The 20,106-nt window shown below is 70.6% G+C and carries 12 protein-coding genes and 1 pseudogene; 7 read left to right on the forward strand and 6 right to left on the reverse strand.

The genetic code is table 11. From position 1 onward, the window contains the following. Nucleotides 1–180: 180 nt before the first annotated feature. From CA951_RS35600 to CA951_RS35615, 4 genes are all read left to right on the forward strand, one after another. A complete protein-coding gene (locus CA951_RS35600) occupies nucleotides 181–627 on the forward strand; it encodes a hypothetical protein (protein ID WP_087561350.1) in 447 nt (148 codons plus the stop codon). A gap of 292 nt (nucleotides 628–919) precedes the next feature. Next, nucleotides 920–1,594, forward strand: coding sequence for a hypothetical protein (locus tag CA951_RS35605; RefSeq protein ID WP_087561351.1), 675 nt, complete (start codon nucleotides 920–922; stop codon nucleotides 1,592–1,594). Nucleotides 1,595–1,976: 382 nt separating this feature from the next. Beyond that, a complete protein-coding gene (locus tag CA951_RS35610) occupies nucleotides 1,977–2,687 on the forward strand; it encodes a hypothetical protein (RefSeq protein ID WP_256974218.1) in 711 nt (236 codons plus the stop codon). Next, nucleotides 2,684–3,385 carry a hypothetical protein gene (locus CA951_RS35615; protein ID WP_087561353.1) on the forward strand — a complete coding sequence of 234 codons (702 nt, stop codon included), beginning with the start codon at nucleotides 2,684–2,686 and terminating at the stop codon, nucleotides 3,383–3,385. Before CA951_RS35610 ends, CA951_RS35615 begins: the two co-directional genes overlap by 4 nt. A 140-nt stretch (nucleotides 3,386–3,525) precedes the next feature. On the opposite strand, the gene CA951_RS35620 is transcribed toward CA951_RS35615, so the two are convergent. The 5 genes from CA951_RS35620 to CA951_RS44980 all read right to left on the reverse strand — a co-directional run bounded on the left by CA951_RS35620 (nucleotide 3,526) and on the right by CA951_RS44980 (nucleotide 11,597). Continuing rightward, on the reverse strand, nucleotides 3,526–4,836 hold the full coding sequence (locus CA951_RS35620) for a S1 family peptidase (protein ID WP_087561354.1): 1,311 nt from the start codon (nucleotides 4,834–4,836) through the stop codon (nucleotides 3,526–3,528). A 258-nt stretch (nucleotides 4,837–5,094) separates the two neighbouring features. Continuing rightward, the gene (locus tag CA951_RS35625; protein WP_087561355.1) at nucleotides 5,095–6,414 is read right to left on the reverse strand and encodes a S1 family peptidase; all 1,320 of its coding nucleotides are present in this window, start codon (nucleotides 6,412–6,414) and stop codon (nucleotides 5,095–5,097) included. Nucleotides 6,415–6,526: 112 nt separating this feature from the next. Then, complete coding sequence (locus CA951_RS35630) at nucleotides 6,527–7,690, reverse strand: hypothetical protein (protein ID WP_087561356.1); 1,164 nt, start codon at nucleotides 7,688–7,690, stop codon at nucleotides 6,527–6,529. A 120-nt stretch (nucleotides 7,691–7,810) separates the two neighbouring features. Further along, complete coding sequence (locus CA951_RS35635) at nucleotides 7,811–9,766, reverse strand: LuxR C-terminal-related transcriptional regulator (RefSeq protein WP_087561357.1); 1,956 nt, start codon at nucleotides 9,764–9,766, stop codon at nucleotides 7,811–7,813. A gap of 7 nt (nucleotides 9,767–9,773) precedes the next feature. After that, the gene (locus CA951_RS44980) at nucleotides 9,774–11,597 is read right to left on the reverse strand and encodes an Hsp70 family protein (RefSeq protein ID WP_087561358.1); all 1,824 of its coding nucleotides are present in this window, start codon (nucleotides 11,595–11,597) and stop codon (nucleotides 9,774–9,776) included. 358 nt (nucleotides 11,598–11,955) lie between these two features. Here CA951_RS44980 and CA951_RS35645 point away from each other — a divergent pair, with 358 nt between their 5' ends. The 3 genes from CA951_RS35645 (at nucleotide 11,956) to CA951_RS35655 (ending at nucleotide 18,880) form a co-directional block, all read left to right on the forward strand. After that, on the forward strand, nucleotides 11,956–15,357 hold the full coding sequence (locus CA951_RS35645) for an IniB N-terminal domain-containing protein (RefSeq protein ID WP_087561359.1): 3,402 nt from the start codon (nucleotides 11,956–11,958) through the stop codon (nucleotides 15,355–15,357). A gap of 170 nt (nucleotides 15,358–15,527) precedes the next feature. Beyond that, nucleotides 15,528–17,372 (forward strand): dynamin family protein, encoded by a 1,845-nt coding sequence (locus CA951_RS35650; protein WP_087561360.1) that lies wholly within the window; start codon nucleotides 15,528–15,530, stop codon nucleotides 17,370–17,372. After that, a complete protein-coding gene (locus CA951_RS35655) occupies nucleotides 17,369–18,880 on the forward strand; it encodes a dynamin family protein (RefSeq protein WP_087561361.1) in 1,512 nt (503 codons plus the stop codon). Before CA951_RS35650 ends, CA951_RS35655 begins: the two co-directional genes overlap by 4 nt. On the opposite strand, the pseudogene CA951_RS45255 reads toward CA951_RS35655, so the two are convergent. After that, a pseudogene (locus tag CA951_RS45255) lies at nucleotides 18,877–20,096 on the reverse strand (RNA-guided endonuclease InsQ/TnpB family protein). The gene CA951_RS35655 and the pseudogene CA951_RS45255 overlap by 4 nt on opposite strands. Nucleotides 20,097–20,106: the final 10 nt, after the last annotated feature.

Consider the following 20,106-nt stretch of genomic DNA (forward strand, 5'->3'; position numbering starts at 1 on the left):
CCAGCTTGCGAGCGACGCCTCGCCGCTGCGATGAATTTTTCGTCAATGAACATTTCCGCCGTGATTCCGCTGTTACTCTGAGCGTGTTTTCCGGCCCTGGTCAGCGGTCGTAACGGGGGTCGTGCAGTGCACTTCGATCACATCAGTACTTCGTCGCGTCGGTCCTGAAATGAGGCATCAATGATCGTGAGAAGAGCTGCAGTAACGGCAGGCGTGGCGGTCGGCGCCATGGGTCTCGCTGCCGGGGTTTCCCACGCGGGGCCGGCGGCGGCGCCCGCCCCGGTCGCGCCCGCGCCGACCGTGACGGTACCCGCCGGGCTCCCGCTGCCACTTCACGACGTCGCGTCCCGTGAGGAGAACGACAGGGCGTTCGGCCAGTTCGGTGCGCAGGTGGGTATCGCCGTCACGGTCGGCAGTCTGGTCGGAACCATTGCTGGAGCCGGAATCGGTTGTATCGCAACACTTCCTGCCGGATGTGTGCCCGGTCTCGTCACCGGAGCGGGTATCGGTGGGGTGGTGGGAACCATCGTCGCCGGCGGTCCCACTCTCGGCGTCAGTGCCTACCAGTTGTGGGAGACGTACAACGCCGCCCCGGGGACCTCGATCTACGCCGACAGGGACGAGTAGGGCCTCGCCTCGGTATCCGGCCCCGTCGTGTCACACACGGCGGGGCCGAGTCGTGCGCGGACGGCCTCGACGAAGAAACCGACCGGTTCCCCGCTTTCTGTGGGAATTACTGCATGAATGACTGGTGCAATTCTTGGAATTCGGTCCCGGCGCCGTTCTCGATGTGAACTTCCATAACCCTTCGTCGACTATTGGTGACGTGCCTTTTCTCGAGTCGAAACTCAATTGGGATCTGCCAGAGCAGCAAGTTACTGTTTAGCAACGGATGGGGTTGAAACCTTAAGGGGATGGAATGAAGTTGCGTCGTTTCGTTACGACTTCGGCACTTTTGGTGGGTGCCCTCGCGGCCGGAGCCGGGGTGGCGGTCGCGGAACCGGCAGCCGAGCCCGGAGCCGACATCGCATACGAGACCCGTGTAGAGGATCGGGCGGTCGTCACGAAGATCGATGCAGGTGCGTTCGTGGTGTCGTCGGATCGCACATCGGTGTCACTCGAGGACGGCGCTGGAAACGCCGTCCTCTCGCTGCCCCTCGCGTACCGCTTCGACGGTCTGCAGTTCCCCTTCGACGAGAAGGTCAGCGAGGACGGCAAGACTCTCACGTTGACTCCCGTCATCGATCGTGCGAAGGCAACGCCGATCGCGGACACCGACCTTCCGCTGAGTGACGTTGCTTCGGTCGAGGAGAACACGCGCGCGCAGGCCAACTTCGGTCAGCAGCTCGCCCTGGCCTCGGCGGTCGGTGGACTGGCCGGCACCGTTGTCGGTGGCGCGATCGGGCTGGTCGGCCTGATTGCGGGACCCGTCGCGCTGGCGACCGTCCCGGTGTTCGCGGCGGTCGGTGCGATTGCCGGAACCGTCATCGTCGGTGGGCCGACCCTGGTCATCGCGGGTATTCAGCTTGCGCAGACTCTGACGGCACCCGATGGCACCACGGTCTGGGCGAAGAACGACAAGGGTGCGAAGTAACCAGTTTCAGCGGCGCGTGCGCCCAGGGGAAGGTGTGAGTATTCATGGCGGAATTGTTCGGAATCCTGGCCGACATCTTCGGCTACGTGATCACGATCGTGACTGTCGGTCCGAAGCTGTTCTGATGTCTTCGCGAGAAGTGTGCACGCTTTGCGGCACCACGAAGCGGGTGACCTAGCCGCACGGCTGCCGGACCCCTGAACCGCCCGTCTCCTTCCGGAGGCGGGCGGTTCGTCGTCGTATGGACTTTCCGAAAGTGAACCTCGTCACAGCGGCCGAGCTGATGTGCCAGGCTTGCCCATGCTTAGGCTAACCTTCGTCCGTCACAGCGCTGCTCTTGAAACGGGTCTCGATGAACCTCCGACGGTTTACTGCCACATCCATGCTTGTCGTCGCGGCGATGGGAGTCGGCGCAGCCACGTCGTACGCCGATCCGGCCGCCGCACCCCAGCCGGCAGTGGAACAGGGCATCCCGAACATCAACTACCAGACCGCGCGTGACGGTGACGCCGCTGTGGCCACCCTCGACGCCGGCGCCTTCGCGGTCAACGCCGCGAACGACACCGTCGACGTGGTCGACGACAGTGGCCGCGTCGTCGCGTCCATTCCCACGTTCTTCCGGGTCGACGACCTGCAGCATCCCTTTTCCGTGGCGGTCGACGAGTCCGCGCGCGTCCTGCGACTCGTCCCGAACATGGATCCGTCAGCAGCGACCCCCGTCCCGGTGTCGGAGCGGATCACCCTCGACGACGTGGCCGCTCCGCAGGACAAGCAGGAACGCGACGACCGCGCGCTCGACGACTTCCAGCAGCAACTCGGCATCACGAGTGCGATCACCGCGATCGTCGCCGCCATCATCGGCGGGGCCATCGGCTGTGCGATCGGCATCATCCCCGGCACGGCCGCTCTGGTGATTCCGTTCCTCGGCCTTGCCGGGCCGGTGGCAGGGTGCATCGGAGGTGCGCTGATCGTCGCGCCTGTCGTCGCGCTCGCGGGCACCATCGTGGTCGGCGGCGGCGCCCTGGTCGTCCTCGGCATCCAGTACCTGAACACGATCAACAGCCCGTTCGTCGCACCGGAACCCACGGCATGAGCGGCCGGTTCGCACGGAATATGCGGGCCCTCACCGGAGCGGCGGTCCTCGTCGTCGCGGCGCTCGGCATCTCTGCCGGGACCGCACACGCGGCCCCGCCGGCCCAGCAGGAATCTGCCGACATCGGCTACGAGGCCCACGCCGAGGGCACGTCCGTGATCACGTCGATCGACGCGGGCGCCTTCCGGGTCACCGACACCCGTGACGCGATCGAGGTGGTCGACGGCAGCGGCAAGGTGGTGGCCGCACTGCCTCTCACGATTCGTGTCGGCGACGCCGTCTACCCGATCGACGCCGACCTCGACGGGCGGACCGCGACGCTCACCCCGCACGTCCCCGAGGACGTCGCGTCGTCGCTGAAGTCGGTGGCGCAGGACGGATTCGACACCCAGAAGGAGCGCGACGATTCGGCGCTGGCCGACTTCAACAGCTACCTCGGGTACGCGACGCTGATCGGCGGCCTGATCTTCGGTGTCATCTTCGGTGTCGTCGGGCTCGCGGTCGGGTGCGGACTGTTCGCCGTGACCGTGGTCGGCACGCCGGTCGGCTGCCTCGGCGGACTGCTGGCCGGATTCGCCGCAGGCGGGCTGGCCGGAACCATCTTCGTCGGCGGCGCCGCGCTGGTGATCCTCGGAATCCAGTACCACGTCACCGTCAACACCCCGTTCGTCCCGCCCGCGCCCGAACCCACTGCGTGATCGGTAGCCACCGCGAAATGGTGTGTGGCCCTGCGGGGGTCGCTGATGTCGCACCAGCGCTAGGCTCGTCGTGATCCGTCACAGACGACTACGGCCCGCTTCCCTTCCGGGAAGCGGGCCGTAGTCGTCTGGGGGGTGCGTTACGAGGTGCGCACGCGCAGACCGGGGTTCTCCGCCAGCACCTCGTTGATCGGCGTCGCGAACAACTCCGGGCTCTCGCCGAGGACGAACGTGACGACGTCCGCGACCTGGCAGATCGGGTACTGCCCGACGTTGGAGGCGCTCGAGATGCCCAGTGCCAGCGTGCCGGTCACGATGGTGCCGCCGCTGTCGCCCTGCAGGGCGCACATGCTCGTCGAGAAACTGTCGGCCAGCGTGCGCTCACCGACCGCGACGGTCTGCGCGACGGACGTGACACGACCACACGTGAAGCCGGTCGTCAGACCCGACTTGCACACCGGGGCGCCGACGATCGGGTCGGCGGTTCCGGTGATCGCGACCGGCGCCGCACCGGGCACCCGGACGCCGTTGTTCTCGAACCGTCGGGCGGCGTCGTCGTCGGCCCGGATGATCGAGTAGTCGTGGATGTCCAGGCTGGTCTTGGCGAACGTGCCGATCCGCGGACCGGTGCCACCCTGGACCAGGGAGAACGCTTCGGACGCCTCCGAGGTGCCTGCAGCGCCGCGGTTGGGGTCGCAGTGCCCTGCCGTGATGTTCACGGGCCGGCCCGAGCCGTCGGTGCCGTTGAATCCGAGCGAGCAGCGCAGCCCGACTCCGCCACCGAGCGAGCCGTACGCGTCGCCGCCCAGCAGGGCGTCGGCGGGCAGCGGTTCCGCGATGGGGGTGAGGTCGGTGGAGGGCAGCGGAGCGGCCGTCGCAGGCGACTGCACGACGCGGGCGCCCTTCAGGAAGTCCGGAAGCTGCAACCCGCCCACGTTGTCGGCGCGGAGCACGAGATCGTTGTTGACGATGTCGATGGCGACGCCGCGAACGAGATCGGCAACGGCGGGCGGCTGGGTGTCCAGCCACCCGTCGAGCGACTTCACCTGCGCCTGCAGGCTGCTCTCGCTCTGTGCCACATCCTTCACCTCGAAGCCCGCCTTGTCGGCTGCGGCGACGGCGGCCTCCTTGTCGGCGCCGTCGGCGAGCCCGACGATCGGGGTGCCTGCGTTGTCGAGCCACGTTCCGGCGAAGGCGTCCGGGAACTGGGTGCGGGCGATCTTCGCGAACTCGGCCAGCTTCTGGCCCAGCTCGGCGTGCTCCAGGTACTGGTCCGGGCTCAGCGACAGATCACGCGAAATTGCGTCGATCAGTTCCGCGGGAAGCTTGGCGGCCTGGCCGGACACTCCCGGCTCGACCGGATCGGCCTGAGCAGAGGCGGTGACCGGACCGAGGAGCAGCAGCGCGGCGGAGCCGAACACGGCGGCACGACGTGCGATGGAGCTTCGCATGGGGGCCTTTCTATGTTGTTTGTTCGCAGTTGCCTCGCGGGCGCACGCGAATACGACCCCCCGACAGGTAAGGCCGTACACAGTCGGAGTCGACTATATGGGTTCGCCCCGTCTATTCCCACCTGTAACACTCTCGGCGGACGACGCAGCTGGACAAAGCGGACACCGGAGCCGCCGGTACGCGTCTGCCGTGCACACACCTGCGCCCGGTGTCCGAGACGAAACGGACACCGGGCGCAGGCTGAAAGCGGTAGAGAACTAGTCGGAGATGGTGCGCACACGCATCCCGGAACCGACCGTGTCCACGATGTCCGCGACCGGGACGCCGAGGCTGGCCGTGCCGCCCTCCGGTGCCAGCACCAGGTTCGCCTCCGTGCAGTTGGGGGCGCCGGCGGCATTGGAACCACTGGTGATGCCCAGCGCGAGGGTGCCGGTGACGATGGCGCCGCCGCTGTCACCCGCGAGGGTGCACGCGGTGCCCGCGAAACCGTTGATCACGCGGCTCGAACCGTCGGCCACGAACAACTGCGTCTCGACGTGATCGGCGGCGACCACACCACACGTGAACGACGACGTCTGACCCGACTTGCAGATCGGGGCGCCGACGACGGGACGGGCGGTGCCGGTGATCTCCAGGGTGGTGCCGTTCGCACCGCGCACCGCGGGACGGTCCAGACCGGACTTGACGCCCGCGTCGTTCAGCTTGATCACCGAGTAGTCGAGCTTGTCGGCCGGGTTACCCACCGACGACTTCGAGAACGCGCCGATCTGCTGGCTGTCGTCGACGTTCTGATGGTTGGGGAGGAACACCGGCGACGGCTGCCCCTCGACGGGGTTGCAGTGCCCGGCGCTGATGTTGACGGCCTGGCCGCTGTCGTCGACGGCGTTGAAGCCGAGCGAGCAGACGGAGATTTCCGAGATCGGCGTCTTCGGCAGTTCACCCGCGGTGGTGATGTACGTGTCGCCGGCGAGGGGACCCCGCTCCACCGGACCGCCGCCGCCGGGGCTCAGCATCACCTTGACGTTGGCGAGCAGCGTCGGCAGGTTCAGTGCCTGGCCGACGGGGCTGTTGACGACGTCGATGACGACGCGGTTGTCGAGAACGTCGATCGACGCGGAGTTGACCTGGGAGGCCACGTCCTTCGGCAGGCCCGCGATCCAGCCGTTCACGTCGGAGAGGGTCTTCTCCAGACCGTTCGCGGACACCGGCGCAATCCGGGTGTCGTACCCGGCCTTGGCTGCTGCGGCGGCGGCCTCGTTCGTGGTGACCGCGACGACGGGCTTGCCGTCGAGGCCGATCCACGCCCCGGCGAAGTCGTCGGGATGCTGCTCCCGGAAGTCCTCGGCGTAACTACCCAGCTCCTGTGCCTTCGCGGCGCGGTCGAGGTACTCCTGCGGGCTGATCTTCAGGTCGCGGGTAATGGCCTCGACGAGTTCGGCCGGCAACTTGTCGGCGCTCAGCTGCGTGGTGTCGGGCTGCGTAACAGGGTCGGCCTGGGCGGCAGTGGAAAACGGAAAGAGAAGAAGCATTGCCGAGGCGCCTACAACAGCGGCGCGGTGCGCCAGCACGTTACGCATGAAATCCCTTCTGCACGGAATCCGTTCACTGGGGATTCCTTCTGGGGTGGGTATCAGCGCCCCACCTTAAGCTACGGACGGGTCGACCCGTCGGGGAGGTGTGATCGAAGCCTCACTGACCTGGCGTTTTCAGTGCAGGCTGCACCGGAGGCGTCGTGGTGGTGATCGCGGCCACCGATTCCTTCGTCGTTGTGGTGGTCGTCGTCTCCGGCGCAGTGGTCGTGGTCGTCGCGGCGGTCGTCGTCGTGGTGGTCTGCGGGACCGTGGTGATCGAGGGAAGGGTGATCACCGGCGTCGCCGTCGTGGTCGTCGTCGTTGGCGGGGGCGGCGGCACGAACACGGAGGTCGTCTCCACCGGGGCGGGCGGGGGAGCGACCGGGATCGGGGCCTCCACCTCCGTCGTCACGGCGACCTCCTGCGTGCTCGCCGTCGGGAACACCGCGGGCGCGACCGGTGTGGGCCGCGCGGTCGTCGTCGTCACCGCCGCGGTCTGCGCGTCCTGGATCGACGGGACCGCGGTGCTGCCGTTGCCGGTGAGCGCGAACGCGACCGCCCCACCGGCCACCACCAGTGCGGCCGCGGCGACGCCGGCGATGATCAGCGGCCGACGGTCGAGGCGCTTGGCGGTAGCGGTCGGCGTGCTCGCCGGAGTGGACGCCTCGGTCTCGGCCGGCGGAAACGCGTCGGCGGACGCGGCAGCAGCGGCCGCCGGCACCGCCGTCACGGCGGAGTACGCGGTGTGCAGCGGGGCCTCGACGACGGGAATCGACTCCGTGTCGGCGCTCGTGTCCTCGTCGGTCAGCGCCAGCCCGGCCGCCAGCAGCGCCGCACCGTGGGCCGGGGACTCGGATGACGCGGCGAGCGCCACCGACTCCGGGATGAGCGTCGCCTCGCCCAGACCCATGTAGTCGAGCGATTCACGCAGCTTGGTGACGATCTCCGGCGCCCAGTCCGACGGATGGGTCGCGGTGACCTTCACCGTCCCGGACAGTCCGTCCGACGCCTCCCGGAACAGGCAGAACATCGCCGTCGCGACGAGGTCCTCGGCGCGGGTCAGGGAACCCGCGTACTCGATGCCCGCGGGCTCACCGACGCGTGCGAGGAAGTCGCGGACGGCGCCCGTCGACTCCGTGCCGGGATCGCCGAGCTGAACAGTGCCGTCCGGTGCCGTGAACAGGACGGACGGGTGTTCGATCGTCCTCACGTCGGTTCCGGAAGCGGTCACCACCGCCGTGGAAACCGAATCGCCGACGGTGAGTCCGACTCCGGTGGTCATGGAAGATCCTTACTGGCACGGTTCAGAGGGGTGCATCATCGCACCATGTGCACAGTGTGTCGCGCGCCGCAGGCGAATGGTTACACACGGCACCCGTGAGTACTTCTTAACCGCCGGCGGTTAAGAAGTACTCACGGGCGGCGAAGCCGCAGAACCGTGGCCCATCGCACGCAGCATCGACAGCAATTCCGACCGCGACCCGGCGCCCAGCCGCCGCCGGATCCGGGCCACGTGGTGCTCGATCGTCTTCGCGGAGATGTAGAGGCGCGACCCGATCTCCCGGTACGTCAGCCCCTGGACGAGCAGTTCCGCGACCTCCGCCTCGCGGTCGGTGAGCGACCCCGGGGTGCTCGGGCTCGGCACGACCGCGGAGTCGGCGCCGGTGCCGGCGGACGTCGGCTGGCGCAGGGCCCGGGCGACCTGCAGCAGCGTCGTCGCCACCCTGGTGTCGGAGGCGCGCAGCGCGGCCTCACCGGCGAGGCGGGCGCCGTCCCACGGCAGGCCGATCCGGTCGAGAGTGCGGGCCGCGTCCTCGACGGAGGCGGCGTCGATGTCGCCCTGCAGCACGCGCAGCCAGGCGCGACCGGCGGTGGCGAGCCCGGACGCGTACGTGCTGACCTTCGCGGCCTCACCGAGGGCGCGGGCGTGCGGCATCAGGTCGGCGGGGCATTCGGCGAGGATCGAGGCCTGCACGCCGTACCAGTGCAGCGCCGATCCCCACATCGCCGGTTCGCCGAGGGTTCGCAGCAGCGACTGGGCGTCCTCGACGAGGTGGGTGATCCGGCCGGGTTCGCCGACGCGGATCGCGGTGAGCCACAGTTCGCCGAGCGGCAGCAGGCTCAGCAGGTCCACCGAGTACTCGGCGAGCACCCCCTGCGCGCCCGCCCACGCCTGAAGCAGGGCCGCGTTGTCGCCGGTGCGCCGCGCCAGCCCGACCCGCAGGCCGTGGACGAACAGCAGATCGCGCTGGTGCATCGTCGCGGCGTCGAGACCGTCGAGCCGGGACTGCGCCGACGTGAGGTCGCCGCGGACCATCGACGTCCACGCGGTGAGCAGTTGGTGCCGGTTCGCGGTGACACTGCCGGGGCGCTCGACGTCCCGGGCCCGGGTGAGGACGGCGTCCGCGTGGGCGAGTTCGCCGCAGTGGAGTGCGGCGAGGGCGGTGATCGCGGCGGGGGAGTCGGGCAGCATCCGGGGCCGCGACGCGCGGCCGGGCAGCGACAGGGCGCGGGTCAGTGAGTTCAGTGCCGCATTCGCGGACGCGGTCACCGACTGCACGAGTCCGGTCGCGACGAGGGCCGCGCCCGCGGTGGCAGCGGTGGGGGGTGCGCCCGCGCTCGTCGCGAGGACGGCTTCGGCGTCGTCGAGCCTGCCTGCGACCACGAGGACGGAGGCGGCGACGGAGGCGTCGGCGCCGGCCCGGTCCGCACCGAGCCAGGCGTACAGTTCGGCGCTGCGGTCGATCATGCCGCAGTACGCGGCGCCTGCGGCCGAAATGCGGACGGCCGCAGCGAGTTCCGGACCGTCGACGGTGGCCGATCGTTCGAGGACGGAATCGGCCAGGCCGACCGCGGTGTCGAGGTCACCGTTCAGGGCGCTCGCCTCGGCGTACGCGACGACGGCGCTGTCGGAGAGCCTGCCGGCCCGGCCCGCTTCGGCGTACAGCGCGACGGCGACGGCCGGCTCGGCGAGTTCGGCCTGGGCGCAGAGGAATCGGCTCAGCTCCTCGCTGGGTGTGCCGGTCGAGGCCACCGCGCGGGCGACGGGAAGCGTGAGCGTTCCGCCGTCGAGATGATGGGCGAGCAGGCGGCGCGCCAGCGTGTGCAGGCGGTTCTCGCCGAGCGTCGTCGTGAGATGCGTGCGATCGAGAACCAGCGTGTCCCGTTCGTCGACCCAGCCGTCCGAACGGAGCGCGTCGACGGCCGCGCGGGCACGGTCGGGTTCGACGTCGAGGACCCGGGCGACCACCGTCTCGTCGAGGTCGCTGCCGAGCAGAACCAGTGCGAGAGCGGAGAGTTGCGGGCCGTCGAGGTCCGCGAGTTCGGTGGGAGGAAGCGGTGAGGGCAGCGTGGACACCGGCGCCCTATCCGCCGTTGCCGAGGACGCCGGGCACCAGGCCGGTGACTCCGCCGACGACGCCGCCGACCGTGTCGCCCACCCCGGTGACGGTGTCGCCGACCGCGCCGGCACCACCGACGATGGTGTTGGCGATCGCGGCGCCGCCGTCGGACGGAACGCTCGGTGCCGGAGCGGGGGCAGGTGCCGGCGCGGGAGCAGCGGGTGCCGGAGCGGGTGCGGGCGCCGCAGCGGCGGGGGCCGGGGCGGTGCCGGGTGCCGCGGCAACCGGTGGGGCCGCGGCCGGTGCGACGGTGCCGGGTGGGACGGTGCCGGGCGCGGCGACCGGAGTCGCGACACCGGCCGCGGTGCCGGGAACCCCGGTCGCGGCGGCGACACCCGCAGCCTCGGTGCCGGGTGTGACGGCGCCCGTGGCGGCGGCCTCCGCCGGAACACCGGACGTGGAGGCCGCACCCGCCGACGTGCCCGACGACTGCGAGGTGGTCGAACCCGAACTGGACGCCGGTGCGACGTCGAAGGCCGTGCCGAGCGACAGCCCGCCCGCGGCGAGCAGGGCGATGGCGGCGACGGACGCGGTGATGATCCCGGCCTTCTTCTTGCGCGACATGCCGGTGGGCGCGGGGTCGACGGGTCTCGGTGCGGGCGGGCGGGCGGCGAGGACGACGGTGTCGGCGTCCGACTCGACAGCCGGGGCGGCGGGCGCTGCCGCTGCCGGCGCGGCGGCGGGAACGACGACCGGCATCCGCGCGACGGTCGGGGCGGCGCCGCGTCCCGCATCCCGGTCGGCGGCGAGCAGCGCCGCACCCAGGGCGGCGGTGTGGCCCGGACGTTCGGCCGCGACGACGGGGACCCGCAGTTCCGCGGACAGAAGTTCGGCGACGAGCGGGATCGCGGCGCTGCCACCGGTGAGCACCACCTGGGTGACGTCGCTGGATTCGAGACCGGCGGCGTGGATGCTCTCGCGGACCAGCGTCACCGAGTCCTGCAGGGGTTCGCGGATGAGGTCTTCGAGTTCCGAGCGGACGAGGCGCACATCGGTGGAGATGCCGGGCAGTTCGATGCCGATGGTGGCCTCGGTGTCGGAGGACAGTGCCTCCTTCGCCGCGGTGCACCGGGTCCGCAGACGGGTCAGCGCGGCGACGGTGTCGGGGGCGAAAGGGTCGATGTCGCCGAACTCCTCGGCGACGTTGCCGAGGACGTACTGCATGGTGGCGTGGTCGAAGTGGGCGCCGCCGAAGTCCTCGGACCGCACCGGCTTGCCGAGGACACCGGTCTCCGTGCCGTGTGCGTCCGAACGGAACAGGGTGATGTCGAGCGAGGTGCCGCCGAGGTCGTAGATGACGGTCAACGCGTCGTCGTGGGTGCCGCGGGTCCGTTCGAGCCACGTCATCACCGCCTGCGCCTCCGAGACGAGGGTGGCGTCCGCGACGCCGGCCTCCTCGAGCGCGTCGGCGAGGACCCCGACGGTGTACGGCGGCCAGACGGTCGGGTGGGCGACGACGGTGGCCGGGAGACCGTGCCTGCCCGACGCCGCCTCGTGCACGATGCAGCTCACGGCGGTGGCCACGAGGTCTTCGCCGGAGTAGGTCGAGCCGTCGTCGGTGAGGATCCCGACCGGGTCGCCCACGCGGTTCGCGAAGTCGGACACCGTCACGGCGTCCGGTTCGCCGCCGTCGCCGCCGAGTACGGGTGCGCGGTCGGGGGAGAGGTGCAGGACACTCGCGCGGGACAGGACGGTGAGGTCGGCGGCATCCGTCACGCTCGCCCCGTCCGTGTCGACGGCGGCCACCGTATTGACCGATCCGACACCGATACCGAGCGCTGCAGCCATGTTCCACTCCTGTGATCCTGGCGGGCGTCACGCCGCCTGTGTCAGACGGACGGTGCCGCCGTCGCATGTGACGGCCGGGGCCGTCGTGGTCACTCGAATTGTCGCGTGCGGCGGCCGTTTCGTTACGCCGATGCGCAGGTCGACGGCAGTTACGGGGCCGATCCCCTAATGCCCCCTAATCCCCTAACGGTGGGGGCCCGACCCCCGATGGGAGATCCCCGATACCGGGGCCGGCGAGTAGGGGGCGCCGCCCCGTTGGGAAGGGGGCCGCCGATCCATAACGTGTATTTCACTCGCCGTCACAGCAGTTGTGGTGGCCACCCGAACTCCCCGAACCTCGACCACAGGAGAGATTGCCATGGCTACCAACGCCGTCCTCGACTTCATCCTCGGCCTTCTTCGCGACGAGCAGGCTGCGGCGGCCTACTGCGCCAACCCGACCGACGCGCTGTGCGCTGCCGGCCTGCAGGGTGTGAGCCACGCGGACATCGTCTCCGTCGCTCCCCTGGTCGCGGAGTCGGGACTGTTCGCGGGCAGCGGAGCCGACCTGGCCGCGATCGTCAACGCCGGTGCCGGCGTCGTCGGTGACGTTGCAGGCGGTCTCGGCGCGGGTGTCGGCGGCGGACTCGGTGGCGGCCTGGGCGCAGGCCTCGGTCTCGGTGGCGGCCTCGGCGGTGCGGTCGGTCTCGGTGCCGGCGCAGGCCTCGGTCTGGGCGCCGGCCTGGGCGGCGACTTCGACTTCGCCGCGGATCTGGCGGCCGGTCTGAGCTCCGCACTCGGCGCCGCACTGGAGATCGGCGGCGAGATCGGTGCACAGCTCGGTGCCGCGCTGGGTGCGGCCCTCGACGCGGCACTCTCCCTCACCGGTGGCCTCGACCTCGGCAGCGCCCTCGACCTCGGCACCGTGATCAGCGGAGCCCTCGGGGGAGCGCTCGGACTGGGCACCGACCTGACCGCGCAGCTCGCCACCACCCTCACCGCAGCGATCACGGCCCTGCCGGTGGTCAACGTTGCCGGTGGTCTCACCGGGATCCTCGCGCCGGCCCTGTCCATCGGCGGTGACCTCGGCGCCGAGCTGGGTGCGGCTCTCGGTGCCGCCCTCGCAAGCGTCGTCGACCTCGGTGGCAGCGTGGACGGCGACATCCTCACCGGAGTCGGTGCCGGCCTCGACCTCGGTGGCCTGCTCGGAACGACCCTCGGCAGCGTGCTCGGTGTCGACGCCGGTCTCGGTGGAACGCTGGGCGGTGCCCTCGACGCGGCGATCGGCGCCGGCGGCGGACTGGGCGCGACGCTCGACGGCCTGCTCGGCGGTGACCTGCTCGGCGACGTCGCCGGTTCGCTCGGCGGAGTCCTCGGCACCGACCTTAGCGCCGTCCTCGGTGGCGCGCTCGGCGGTGTTCTCGGTGCGGGCGGCGACCTCGGCGCAGACCTCGGTGGCGCGCTCGGTGCGACGCTCGGTTCGATCGCGGACCTGGGCGGCGGGCTGGACCTCGACGCGATCCTCGGCGCGGGCGGCAGCCTCGGCGGTGCGCTGAGCGGGCTGCTCGGCGGTGAACTCGGAGTCGGCGGCGACCTCACGGCCGGTCTGGGCACCGCACTGGACGCGGCGCTCGGTGCCGGCGGCGGACTCGACCTCGGTGCCGTGCTCGGTGCCGACGGTGACATCGGTGGCGCGCTGAGCGGCATCCTCGGTGGCGTCCTCGGCGCAGGCGGCGACGTCAGCGGTGATCTCGGCGGAGCCCTGGGCGGTCTGCTCGGCGGCGCACTCGACCTGGACGGCGGCCTCGGCGGCGCACTGTCCGGCGCACTCGACAGCGGCCTGGGTCTGGATGCCGCACTCGGCACGGTCCTCGGCGGCGCCCTCGGCCTGGACGGTGGCCTGGCCACGCAGCTGGGCAGCACCCTCGACGCCGCACTCGGTGCCGGTGGCGTGACGGGCCTCGACCTCGGTGGCCTGCTGGACGGCGGACTGGACCTCGGTCTGGGCGGCGACCTCGGTCTGGGCGGCGACCTCGGTCTGGGCGGCGACCTCGGCCTCGGCGGGGAACTGACGTCGGAGCTGACGACGGCCCTGAGCGGTGCCCTCGGTCTGGGCGGCGACGCAGGCGCGAACCTGGGAACGGTCCTGGGCGGCGCGCTGGAGAGCGGCCTCGGACTGGGCGGCGTCCTCGACACCGGTGCCGATCTGGGAACCACGATCAGCAGCGCGCTCGGCGGAGTGCTCGGAGTCGACGGTGACGCCACCGCCGGACTGGGTGCGGCGCTCGACGCGGTGCTCGGCGCGGACGGCGGAGTCGACCTCGGTGGGGCGACCGACCTGGGTGGTCTGCTCGGTGGCGCGTTCGGTGCCGGTGGCGCCGCGGGCGCCGATCTCGGCGCGGCCCTCGGCGGAGTGCTCGGCGGTGCGCTGGAGACCGGCGGCGCCCTCGACCTCGACAGCGTCCTCGGCGCGGAGGGAAGCATCGGCAGCACGCTGGGCACCGCTCTCGGCGGCGTCCTCGGCGCGGACGGCGACCTCAGCGCGACCCTCGGTTCCGCACTGGAGACGGCACTGGAGGCCGGTGGCGGGCTCGATCTCGACTCCGCTCTGGACGCCGACCTCGGACTCGACGCGGCAGCAGGCGTGGGCGGCGCCCTCGACGGTGCGCTGGACGCAGGCACCGGTCTCGCGGGTGGCCTGACGAGCGGCATCGACGGTGCGCTGGGCGGGCTGCTCGACGTCGGCACTGACGTCACGGGCAACGTGGGCGGCGCCGTCGGCGGCGGTGTGGCGGGCGGCGCGGACGCTGCGGCCGGCATCGGTGCCGGTGTCGCGGCGGGTGTCGGCGCGGTTGCCGACGCCGGAGCGGACCTGGGCGGCAGCCTCGGAACCAACCTGGTCGGCGGACTGGACACGGCCGGTGGCCTGGGCGCCGGACTGACCAGCAGCCTCACCGGTGGTCTCGGTGGAATCTTCGAAACCGGTGCGGGCCTCGGCTCGGCACTGACCGGCAGCGTCGGCGGTGCCGTGGACGCGGTCGGTGAGGCGGGCGCCTCGGTCGGCGCGGTCGCCGACGCCGGTGCGAGCCTGGACGCCAACCTCGGCGGTGCTCTGGACACGGCCGCCAACCTGGGCGGCACGGTCGGTGGCACCCTGGACACGGCCGCGAACGTCGGCGGAGGCCTCGGCGGCACCGTGGACGCCGCTGCCGGAATCGGCGGCGACGTGGCAGGCGGACTCGAAGGCAGCGTGGACAGCGCCGTCGACGCCGCCGCCGGTCTGACCGGTGGCCTGGACGCAACCACCGACGCGGCCGCCGACCTCGGCGCCGGACTGTCCGGTGGCGTGGGCGGACTCGGATCGCTCGGCACCTCGGTCGGCGGCGCCCTCGACGGTGCCGTCGGTGGAGCGGTCGACGGCGGAGCCGCAGTGGGCGGCGCCCTCGACGGCGCAGCGTCCGCCGGTGGATCGGTCGCGGGTGGCGTTTCCGCCGGTGCGGATGCCGGTGCGGACGCCGGCGCGGACGGTTCCGCGGACCTCGGAGCGGTCGGCGGCGCCGTCGCCGACACCACCGGTTCGATCGCCGGCGGCCTGGGATCCACCCTGGGCGGTGCCGTCGACACCGGGGCCGACACCTGGTCGTCGATCGACGCGGACAACGCGTTCGGCGCCGACTCGGGCCTGCACGCCGACACCGACGGTTCGCTGTTCGGCGACACCGACTCCTCGGTGGACCTCTCGCACGACGTCACGGGCGTGGTCGATCACCTCGAGCCGTGATGAAACGGCGGTTCCGGCATCCCCCAGACGGGGCGGCCGGGACCGCCGTACGATGTAACGAAATCAGCCCCGGACGCGTTATGCGTGCGGGGCTGATTTACACAGTCGGGTGTCGGGGCACCGAACAGGTGCCCGCACGAGGTCGGAAGAATTGCGGGTCAACGAAGCTCATGGACAGTGCAGCCGCCGAGAAGAGTCCAGCCCGATCGCAGTCGATGACGGCGCTGCTCGAGCAGGCCCTGGACGTGGCGAAGCGGTTCGGTCGCGGCGACCTGGCGCAGCGCCTCGACTCGGCCCGGAGCCGGGTGCAGGACCCGCGGATGCGGATCGTGGTGGTCGGGCCGCTGAAGCAGGGCAAGAGCCAGTTCGTGAATTCGCTTCTCAACCTCACCGTGTGCTCGGTGGGCGACGACGAGACCACCGCGATCCCCACCGTCGTCCAGAACGCGGAGACCGCGTCGGCGGAACTGGTCCTCGCCGATCCGGGAGCCGACCCGATCCGGGTGCCGCTGCCGCTCGAGGAGCTGAACGGCATCACCCCGGCCTCGCCTCGCGCCGGGGGCCGCGAGGTGCTGCGGGTGGAGGTCAACGTCCCGAGCCCGCTGCTCGCCGACGGACTGGTCCTCGTCGACACACCCGGGGTGGGCGGCGCGGGCAACCCGCACGCCGCGAGCACGCTCGGTCTGATTCCGGCGTCGGACGCCGTGTTCGTCCTGTCCGACGCCAGCCAGGAATTCACCGAGCCGGAACTCGGTTTCATCCGCCAGGTCACGAGCCTGTGCCCGTCGGTGGCCTGCCTGATCAGCAAGACCGACCTGTACCCGCACTGGCGCGAGATCGTCGAGGCCGATCGCGGGCACCTCGCACGCGCCGGTCTCGACGTTCCCCTGATCCCGATCTCCTCGGTGCTGCGTTCGCACGCGCTGCGACTGCAGGACGAGGAACTCAACACCGAATCCGGTTTCGTCGACCTGTACGCGTTCCTGCGCGACCGGGTGGTGGCGCGCGCGGAGGCGAACACCCGCCGGGCCGTGTCGCTGGACGTGTCGTCGGCGGCCGAGCATCTGACCCTGGGGATCGGCAGTGAGCTTGCCGCCCTGCGTGATCCGGCGAAGGGCGTCGCCGCGGTCGCGGAACTGCAGAAGGCGAAGGCCGCCGCCGAGGAACTCCACAAGAAGACGTCGCTGTGGCAGCAGACGCTCGGCGACGGCATCGCCGACCTGGCCGCGGACATCGACCACGACCTGCGGGACCGGTTGCGCCGCGTCACCCGGGAGGCGGAGGAGACGGTCGACGAGGGCGATCCCGGCAAGGACTGGGACGCACTGGGGCAGTGGCTCGAGCAGGAGTTCGCCACCGCGATCGGCGACAACTTCGTCTGGGCCCACGACCGCGCGCTGTGGCTGGCCGAGGTGGTGGCGCAGCACTTCGCGGAGACGGGTTCCGTCGAGTTGCCGCACCTGGACGTCGCGAACGTGGACGGGGTCCTCGAACCCGTGGCGTCGCTCGCCGACCTCGAGGCGGGGCGCATCGGCATCACGCAGAAGGTCCTCGTCGGGATGCGCGGGTCCTACGGTGGCGTCCTCATGTTCGGTCTGATCACCACCATGATGGGGATGGCCCTGGTCAATCCGATCTCGATCGGCGCCGGAGTCCTGCTGGGCACCAAGGCGTACCGGGAAGACCGGGAGAGCCGGATCCTGAAGCGGCGGGCCGAGGCGAAGGCCGCGATCCGCCGGTTCGCGGACGACGCCAGCTTCCAGGTGGGCAAGGAGTCGAAGGACCGGCTCCGGTCGATCCAGCGGTTGCTGCGTGACCATTTCACCGCGATCGCCGAGCAGGCGCTGCGGTCGATCAACGAGTCGCTGCGGGCCGCGCAGGAGGCGGCGAACCTCGAGTCCACCGAGCGGACCCGCCGCATCGCGCAACTCGAGAAGGATCTGCACGTCGCCTCCGAGCTGAAGCAGCAGGCCGCGCAACTCGTCGCAGGCGACGCGGGAGCGGTCACGGCATGACCGCCGCTCCGCTCCACGAGGCCCGGGCACTCATCGCCTCCGCCCGGCAGTTGTACGCGGGCCGCCCCGAGATCCGGGACCAGCTGACCGAATGCGCCCGGCGATTGGAACAACCGCTGCGGGTGGCGCTGGCGGGTTCGTTGAAGGCCGGCAAGTCCACGCTGCTCAATTCGCTGGTGGGCCAGGACATCGCCCCCACCGACGCGACCGAGTGCACCCGCGTCGTCACCTGGTACCGAAGCGGGTCGACGCCCACCGTGACGGCCTGGTACCAGCCGGACCCGGGCACCGGCGGCCGGCGTTCGGCGAACGTCCCGGTACTGCGCCGGGACGGACATCTCACGTTCGACCTCGGTCACCTCACCGCCGACCAGGTGGACCGCCTCGACGTGGAGTGGCCGTCGTCCGCGCTGGCGCACACGACGATCATCGACACCCCGGGCACGTCCTCGCTGTCGCGGGACGTCTCGGCCCGCACCCTCGAGATGCTCACCCCGGACAACGAGGCGTCCGGTGCCGACGCCGTGGTCTACCTGCTGCGCACGCTCAACGCGACCGACGTCCAGTTCCTCGGTCAGATCGGCGACCACGTCGGCGACGAATCGGGACCGCTCGGTGTGGTCGGGGTCGTGTCGCGGGCCGACGAGGTGGGGGCCGGGCGCCTGGACGCCATGATGTCGGCGAAGGAGGTGGCGTCCCGGTTCGCCGGCGAACTCGAGCGCACCGGGCTGTGCCAGGCCGTTGTCCCCGTCGCGGGTCTGCTGGCGCTGGGGGCCCGCACGATGCGCCAGGCCGAGTTCACGGCGTTCCAGCATCTCGCCGAGGTGCCGGTGGACGATCTGAACCTGGCGATGCTGTCGGCCGACCGGTTCGCCCGGGAGGACAGCCCGCTTCCCGTGGACGCCCGGATGCGGGCCCAGCTGGCAGACCGCTTCGGGCTCTTCGGGATCCGGATGGCCGTCACCCTGATCCGGCTGGGCACCAAGGACTCGCCGACGCTGGCGGCCGAACTGGTGGAACGCAGCGGGCTCGACGAACTGCGTCAGGTGATCGACATCCAGTTCGGGCAGCGGGCCGATCAGTTGAAGACCCACTCGGCGCTCGTCGCACTCAAGCGGGTCCTTACGGCGCATCCGGTGCCGGGGGCGGGCGAGATCCTGATGTCGGCCGAACGACTGCTCTCCGACGTGCACGGTTTCCAGGAACTGCGGCTGCTCGGGCGGCTGCGGTCCACCGAGGTGGGTCTGCCCGCCGACGACGTGGCCGAACTGCAGCGCTTGATCGGCGGGTTCGGAATCCAGATTTCCGAACGACTGGGCACCGACGGTGACGACTCCGTGGAGTTGCAGCGCATGCGGGCGCTCGCCGCGGTGCGGAAGTGGCGCGAACGCGCACGGCACCCGTTGCTCGACCAGTTCACGGCAAGGGCGTGCACCGTCGCGGCCCGCAGCGCGGAAGGTGTTCTGGAGGAACTGAACGGTCCGCCTTTGACGCCCTCCTCGGCCTAAAGACCGGGGATTCCTACCAGCGCCGATTGACGCTCTCGGTGGGTTCCTGCTTCGCCGCGCTGCGCCGGAACACGTTCCGGTCTTACCTGCGCTCCACAGGCGTTTAGCCTCTCCGCCCGTCCGGCGGCGAGAATGTTTCGTGCTGCATTGAGGTCCCGATCGTGCTCGGCTCCGCACGGGCAGGTCCACGAGCGCACCGACAGTGGCTTGAGGCCGTCGATCCGTCCGCACGCCGAGCACAGTTGCGAGGACGGGAACCACCGATCGACCTTCGAGAAGTGCCGTCCGTACCGGGTGGCCTTCTCCTCGAGCAATCGGGTGAAGATGGACCATCCGGCATCGTGCACCGATTTCGCCAACCTGGTCTGTGCCAGCCCCTTCACGCACAGGTCCTCGACGTACACCGCTTGGTTCTCGCGGATGATCGCCGTGGACTGCTTGTGCGCGAAGTCGAGTCTGGCAGCCCGGATCTTCGCGTGTGCCCGGGCAACCTTGATGCGGGCCTTGGCCCGATTCTTCGATCCTTTCTGCTTGCGGGACAGATGCTGTTGCGCCTTGCGGAGTCGACGTTCGGCGCGGCGGAAGAATTCGGGGAGTCGACGCTCTTCCCGTTCGAGAGAACCACGAACGTCGCCAATCCGAGATCGATACCGACTTCGGTGTCCATCTCCGGCATCGGTTCGTCGTCCACCGCCACCACGAACGACGCGAAGTACCGACCCGACGCATCCTTGATCACGGTCACACTCGACGGCTCGGACGGCAACTCCCGAGACCAGCGCACTTCCACGTCCCCGATCTTCGGCAACCGCAGTGCGCGTCCGTCCGTGATCTGAAATCGCGCGTTTTTCGTGAACCGGATCGACTGCCGGTGATCGTGACGGGACCGGTATCGCGGCGATCCGAGCCTCGGCCCTTTGCGCGTGCCGGTGATCGAGGCGAAGAAGTTGCGGTACGCGGAATTCAGATCGGCCAGCGCCTGCTGGAGTATAACCGACGACACCTCGGACAGCCATGCCCGATCCGGGCTCTTCTTCGCTTCGGTCAGCGCCCTCGACAGCTCGGCGTCCGCGAGGTACGGCAGCCCGTCCCGACGGGCTCGCTCCCGCGCTGCGAGCGCATCGTTGTACACCACGCGGGCGCATCCGAACGCCCGAGCCAGCGCCGTCTGCTGCCCCGGCGTGGGGTACAAGCGGAACTGGTATCGCAGCTGCACGTCACGACAG

Origin of the sequence: Rhodococcus sp. NCIMB 12038 (assembly GCF_002165735.1) — a bacterium.
Taxonomy (GTDB): Bacteria; Actinomycetota; Actinomycetes; order Mycobacteriales; family Mycobacteriaceae; genus Rhodococcus_F.